The following is a 6,000-nucleotide window of genomic DNA, read 5'->3' as shown; positions in this document are numbered from 1 at the left end:
TCGAGCCGGTGTTGTTGTTGCTGCTGGCGTCGAACGCGTAGCCGGCGTTGATACCGAAATAGGCGCCGGTCCAGGTGAACACCGGGACGGGGGTGAACACCGGCGGCGGCGCGGCGCGGCGCGGCAGGTCGGCGGCCGAGGCGGCGGCGGTGAGGGCAGTGAACGCGGCCAGCGAGGCGAGGAGCTTGGTCATGGGGGCAATCCGGTGTGCTGATCTGACGGTAATGCTACCGATTCCTCGATGAAAAGGCTGTAGTTTTACGGTCACACAGCCCGGCCACGGAACAAGGTGGAATAGTAAACCGTCTGTAAACACGTGTGACGACCCTGAAATACGTCCCGATATACGTGGCAGATCGCGACAACATCCAGGGCGCATATCGGTATCAGCCGGGCCCTGAGTTGCCTGCCCAAAGTGGCCAGGAGGCTGCAGGTTGGGTCGGACAGGCCGCTGCAACGAGGGGTGTCCCACCGCGTTCTGCGCCGCGCCAACTCGATCCGGCCCCAGCATCGCTTCTCCTACCCGATCGACTGGCCGCCTTTATCGGCGGCCATCCAGTTCGCCCGTCCAACGGCCGCTGTGAGAGTTCCGGGCGCTGACACGGGCAGATCCCGTCTAGCATCCCGGCGACGGCCGCAGGTGGGACGCAGAAGCTGCGTCCTGGCGCGACGGGCACGGCGGGCGGATCCGGTTCAAGGGCGGAGTCGTCGACGTGCTTCAGATCGTGCTGATCACGGGGGTGGTGCTCGCGGGTGCGCATCGTGACTGCGACACGGCCAACATCGCCTCGCATCATCTGCGGTGGCGCGATGCGGGCGCCGGCAAGAAGGTGCAAGAGCTGCAGATGTCAGGGATGCATATGTCGTGCACCACCAGTCGGCCATGGTCTGAGCGCTGCTGCAACCATTCCGTGCAGCCAGCCCTTACTGCACGGAGTTGCCGGCGATCCTGCCATGGCACGAAATGGAACGCTCAATGATGCGCAAGCCTAAACTTCTCGCCGCCCTCTGCCTTGCGGGGATTGCCCTTTCCACGGTGACGTCTGGAGCCCAGGCGCAGGGTCTGTTCCGCGGTGCCGAGGAAGGAGCGGCCCGCGGTAACCGCGCCGCTGGACCGGTCGGCGGGATTGTCGGCGGTGCGGTGGGTGCTGGCGTCGGCACCGTGAACGGCGCCCTCGGGATCGGCCCGCGCTCATACCGCCACGGCCATCGCTATCATCGCCGGTACTATCACCGCCGCTACCGCTGAGCTCCGGGACGCCCGACAGTTCAGCCCAGGCCGGGGGGCTCAAACCGTTCGGCCTCGATGCGCCGCGCATCGCGCTCGACCTGCACCGCCTCGATGGGGGCGTGCAGGTGGCCGGCGTCGATGGCGGCCTCCATCGGACTATTCTGGGCGACCGCCATCTGCTGGCGCAGTTCAGCGTTCTCGGTCGCGAAGGCGGCCAGCCACGTTATCGCCCATCCATGCTTCCATGCGTTGAATCCGAGGAGGCCCATCTGCCCGCGCGGGACGCAGGTTTTGACTGCGTTCGCCATACCGTCCGCACGCAAACCGCAGCGGATGGCTCATCCCATGCCGACCCACGCGAATTCTCGCACAGGTAGTTGGCCGAGGTTGCTCGCTGTCGCTCGGCCGCTCTCAAGAGCTTCCCAAATCGGTTTCGGTCCTCGGTATCGTCGCTTGCGACCCGACACGGCGCGCTAAGCGCCAGGAGCAAATGGCGACTGCCGCGATCGCAAATCTGCCCTCGATCAGCGCCATGAAGCGGATCAACCGCACAGAACCAGGGTCGCCGGTCGTCGTTGGGGCTCGTCCAAGCGCGGAGCACATCGCAGGGGCGGCCAACCCCGTCGGCATGGCAAGGATCAGCCGCGCTGGGCGCGATCCGCCCGCCGCGATCCCGGAGATTGCCGATGTGCCCGTCGGCGCTTGGGCCTGCGACGGCGTTGCCCGACTCAAGCCACGATATGATCGGCTTCGACTCTAAGCCGTCAGCGACCTTTGACTGCCTCGCCATGGACGGCGCGCCGCCACGCATCGAGGCCGCCTTCTCGATGCCAGAGCCACGCTATCCCCGCCACCCACGGGCCACCGATCAGGATGAAGGCGATCAACCCCATGGTTTCTCTCCCTGGTTGAATCTCGGCATCCTACGCCTTATCGGCGGGACCGCCAGCCGCCTGACGGGATCACTCGGCCTGGTCGCATGAGTCCAAACGGTGGATCACGCCGTTCGTTCGTCATGTCATTTGGGTGACCGCCCCCATGTGCGGCGGATGCGACGCTTTGAGCTGACCGATGAGCAGTGGGAGCAGATCGCTAAGTTGCTGCGTCCAGAGAAGGCTCGGGCAGGTCGGCCAGAGAGTGAGGTCGGCGATGCCAGGGGTGGACGGCTTCGCTCGCTCGACACGGCCCTGAGCATGATCAAAGTCTTCGAGGCGATGCTGTGGCTGCGCAAGGGCCTGGGGTTCGCTGGTGGCCGAACCGCCCACGAGCAGAACCAGCGGCCGGCCTGCTGGTTCGTGCTTCCCGTCGCGAACAGGGCGTGAAAGGCCCAGCAGCGTCGTCTCTTTTGGGGCCGATCTCCGCGTTCGCGATACGCGCCGGCATGCTACATGCGACACAAGGCACGCTGGCTGTCCGGCGTCGAACATCCTCAAGGAGATTTGCCGTGGCGCGTCCGGACCTCGGTACGAAGCGAATTTGCCCGACGACGGGGAAGAAGTTCTACGATCTCAACAAGGATCCCGTGATCTCGCCCTACTCGGGCGAGGTTGTTCCGACGGCCGTGTCAACCTCCTACACCAGGACGGCAGCTCCGGTGGTAGCACGCAAAGAGGCGCCGACCGACGAAGAGGAGGAGACAGAGGGTCCGGAACTCGTCTCGTTGGATGAGGTCGAAGCTGAAGAAGCAGACAAGGACACAGATACCGAGGGCGACGATGCCTTGGAAATTGAGGACGATGGCGACACGGTCGAGGATGATACGCTTGTGGTCGATGAGGACGACGACGACACCACGGATCTCGTAGAGGTCAATGATGACGACGACGAGTAGCGGCGCCTGATCTTGTCAACGTGACATCGCCGAAGGCTGACTGTTGATGACATCAACAAGGGCACGGCCGGGCTTTGGGGCGGGCCATGAGCAGGGCTGAGCGCACGGCGATGCGACGCGACGGCTCATCGGCCTCGGCATCCAGCATCGTCGTGGGCGCGGAGGCATGTGCCGCGACAGCCGCGGCCAGATCGAGGACGTGATCCGGTCCGATGCGATATTCATGGGTGGAAGGTTCCGCGAGGTAGGCGTCGACCGCTGCCCCGACCTCTTCGATCGCGATGCGTTCGTCGGTTACGAGGTCCCAGAGGGTGGCATTATCGGGCATCGGCGAGGTTCTACGCCGCACGTGAGTGGCCGCGACACTGTAACATTGAGGTAACATTGAGGTTGGGCTCATCGTGAAGGAAATCCACGAAGGGGCGGCTGGCGGATGACGCTTCCGCAAGTCGCAGGTGTCCTCGTCGCAGGCCGATCATGCGGACAGTGCACGGCCTGCTGCCGAGCTCTGGAGATCAAGGCACTCGGCAAGCCGGCGGGCGTCCTATGCCAGCATAGCACCGGCACGGCGTGCGGGATCTACGAAGAGCGCCCGGAAGCATGCGCTCGGTGGCACTGCCTCTGGCGCAGGATCGGCGCCCTGCCGGATGCACTGAGGCCGGATCGGTTGGGAGTGCTGTTCTCGTTAGAGAACCGGCCTCCTGCCGCAGGCGCTCCCGAGGGCGCCTGTATCGTGGGCCGCGCCTTGGACGATGAGCAGGCCTTCGATCGATGGGAGGCGGTCGAAGCCTTCGCCATGTTTGTCCGCGAGGGGTCGCTGCCGGTGTGGAAGGCGTTTGGCGGACATGCGGCTCGTCTGCACAGATGCGCTGAAGGCTGAAGCGCTACTTCCAATGATCGGGGTGACGATATCGAGGCGCAGGCACACCCTGCCACCTCCGGCGCGCCGGAAGGAGGACTGCCTCGATGAAACGCACGCTCCTGTCCGCGATCGCCGCAACCGGCGCGCTCTCGGCCGCCCCGGGCACCACCCCCGCCTATGTCGGGCGATGGTCGGAGGAGCCCTATACCTGCCGCAAGGACGGCACGATCTCCATAACGGCGCGCGAAATGCACCTGCTCGAGCTGGGATTATGCCGGTTCAACAGGGTCGATAAAGGCCCTGACCATTGGCACGTCGCGATGACGTGCCAGGGCGAGGGCTCGACGGAGAATGTGACGGCTGATCTGGTGGTGGAAGGCGATTTCCTCCGCGTTGTTTATGGCAACCCGTACAAAACGACAGCGAAGTTCAAGCGGTGCGGCTCGTCAGGCACGGCCACGGCCGAGCCGGGACAGCCTGCTGTAACATCCCTCGCGCAGCCGCTGTCGGAAACGCCCCGGCATCCTGTCGATAGGGCGGCCTATCGGGCTAAGGCAATGGCATTCCTGACGCTCGGTGATGGGCGAGGTGGCGGGTCAAGCCCGAAGGTCTTTTTTGGATCTGGTAGATCTGAATGACGACGGAGTTCCCGAGGCGCTTGCTCGCATCGAGAGTCCTGAGGACTGTGGCACGAGGGGATGTACTGCCTACGTCCTTGATTTGACGGGACAGACTGCGCGCAGCATTGGAGATTTTACGGCGCATAGTTTGAAGGCGCTTCCGACCAAAACTGGCGCATCGCGGGACGTGTCACTCAACGATGTCAAGCAGGCTTTTCACGCGGGGAAATACACGTCGGGCCGATAAGGGCATTCAGGCCAAGGTCCGCGCGTGGCCTCGGCCCACGCCGATTGACCTGGCCCCTTGTTTGCCCCCCGCTCAAAGCCAGGATCCGATCCGGTCCTGTCGGGACCGGGTTTCAAACGCGTTCGGGGTGAGAGCCCAACGAAGCTTATGTGTGGGCGGCAAGTGTCGCCCCGCTTCGATGATGGTCCGGGCCGCCGGCAGGCCCGGGAACAGATGCACGTTCAGGGACTCGCCACGCGAGTGACCGTTGAGGCTCTCGACCCAGCCGTTTCGCTTTGGCTTGCCGGGCTGGATGCAGTGGCCTTCGACGGCGCTCCTATTGCCAGCGCAGGATGTCGCGCGCGGCCAGCTCCATGCCCTGAGCCGAAACGATCATCAGCGGCCGGCTCCGAACAGCGACGTGCCGGCGGTCAGCGCTAGGCACTCACGCGTGCAGTTGTCGACCACGACGGCAATGCGGACGTGCCGTCCGCCTTTTTCGCCTCCGGTGACGGCCACGTCCGACGATATGGCGCGGTCTGCCGAGACCTGACCGCAATGCCGGCGCCAGAAAATTGGTAGGCCCCGAGGCCGGAGCCCCGGGTTCTGTTGCTAGGCGTGCCCACGCCCCGGAAGATTACGCCGCGAGGCGCATCTCCATGCCGACGTTGTCGTTGGCATTTAGAGTTTTGGTCAGGTGCTCGGAACAGGGGTTACCTGCGCCGAACCGGTCGAGTCCTTACCGAAAGCCGCATCTTACCCTGCCGAAGCAGGACAGAACTCGCGATCCCTTTACCGTCCAGTCGAACCTGTTTCGCCCCCAGCAGAAGCACCCTGGCAGCGCGCGATCCGCAACGCCGGACGCTCGCTCTTACCCTCGTACGGTATCCGAGGCAGGATGCTTCTGGTGGAGGCGCCGGGTACCGCCCCCGGGTCCTGAAACGTTATTATGAATCGGTCATCAACCTCGCGGGCATCATACCCCGAAAGCGGCACCGGGTCCACACGGCAACATTCACGCCGGGCGGGCCGGGCACTTTGGATTCGAAGTCGCTTCGCTTGTACTCGCTTCAGACCGGTCGTTCGGATCGCCTCCGCGATCGGATTGGCTTAAACGGGCGCCTGCGCATTGGCGTCGACCCGGCCGCTTTAACGGCCGGTCGGAGGCGCCGATGTCGCGTGCGGCCGGACCGTGCGACACTGTCCGGGGGCCTGCTCTCAGCGGGTTGA

The 6,000-nt window shown here is 64.6% G+C and carries 6 protein-coding genes, 1 other RNA gene and 3 pseudogenes; 5 read left to right on the top strand and 5 right to left on the bottom strand.

Annotation, left to right across the window (positions count from 1 at the left end; translation table 11 throughout):
* Positions 1-193 (bottom strand): annotated as a pseudogene (locus tag Q8W67_RS24075) (porin family protein); the annotation flags it as partial.
* Positions 194-979: 786 nt separating this feature from the next.
* Here Q8W67_RS24075 and Q8W67_RS24070 point away from each other — a divergent pair.
* Positions 980-1,249: a hypothetical protein gene (locus tag Q8W67_RS24070; RefSeq protein WP_305550383.1), complete on the top strand. Its 270-nt coding sequence runs from the start codon at positions 980-982 to the stop codon at positions 1,247-1,249.
* A gap of 20 nt (positions 1,250-1,269) precedes the next feature.
* Here the strand turns inward: Q8W67_RS24070 and Q8W67_RS24065 are convergent, their stop codons facing one another.
* Complete coding sequence (locus Q8W67_RS24065) at positions 1,270-1,539, bottom strand: hypothetical protein (protein ID WP_305550381.1); 270 nt, start codon at positions 1,537-1,539, stop codon at positions 1,270-1,272.
* A 432-nt stretch (positions 1,540-1,971) separates the two neighbouring features.
* Between Q8W67_RS24065 and Q8W67_RS24060 the strand changes: the two genes are divergently transcribed.
* The 3 genes and pseudogenes from Q8W67_RS24060 (at position 1,972) to Q8W67_RS24045 (ending at position 3,062) form a co-directional block, all read left to right on the top strand.
* Positions 1,972-2,214, top strand: a complete 243-nt coding sequence (locus tag Q8W67_RS24060) for a hypothetical protein (RefSeq protein ID WP_305550380.1) — start codon at positions 1,972-1,974, stop codon at positions 2,212-2,214.
* Between the two features lie 171 nt (positions 2,215-2,385).
* Positions 2,386-2,553 (top strand): annotated as a pseudogene (locus Q8W67_RS24050) (IS6 family transposase); the annotation flags it as partial.
* 122 nt (positions 2,554-2,675) lie between these two features.
* Positions 2,676-3,062: a TIGR02300 family protein gene (locus tag Q8W67_RS24045; protein WP_305550379.1), complete on the top strand. Its 387-nt coding sequence runs from the start codon at positions 2,676-2,678 to the stop codon at positions 3,060-3,062.
* Between the two features lie 52 nt (positions 3,063-3,114).
* On the opposite strand, the gene Q8W67_RS24040 is transcribed toward Q8W67_RS24045, so the two are convergent.
* A complete protein-coding gene (locus Q8W67_RS24040; RefSeq protein WP_305550378.1) occupies positions 3,115-3,390 on the bottom strand; it encodes a hypothetical protein in 276 nt (91 codons plus the stop codon).
* Positions 3,391-4,028: 638 nt separating this feature from the next.
* Here Q8W67_RS24040 and Q8W67_RS24035 point away from each other — a divergent pair.
* A complete protein-coding gene (locus Q8W67_RS24035; RefSeq protein WP_305550377.1) occupies positions 4,029-4,562 on the top strand; it encodes a hypothetical protein in 534 nt (177 codons plus the stop codon).
* A gap of 301 nt (positions 4,563-4,863) precedes the next feature.
* On the opposite strand, the pseudogene Q8W67_RS24030 reads toward Q8W67_RS24035, so the two are convergent.
* Both Q8W67_RS24030 and ssrA read right to left on the bottom strand, forming a co-directional pair.
* Positions 4,864-5,262: pseudogene (locus Q8W67_RS24030) on the bottom strand (integrase core domain-containing protein); the annotation flags it as partial.
* 112 nt (positions 5,263-5,374) lie between these two features.
* Positions 5,375-5,745, bottom strand: a transfer-messenger RNA (tmRNA) gene (gene ssrA / locus Q8W67_RS24025).
* Between the last annotated feature and the right edge of the window lie 255 nt (positions 5,746-6,000).

This window comes from Methylobacterium sp. NEAU K, assembly GCF_030700285.1.
Classification (GTDB): domain Bacteria; phylum Pseudomonadota; class Alphaproteobacteria; order Rhizobiales; family Beijerinckiaceae; genus Methylobacterium.
This window is presented reverse-complemented; position numbering and strand designations above follow the sequence as displayed.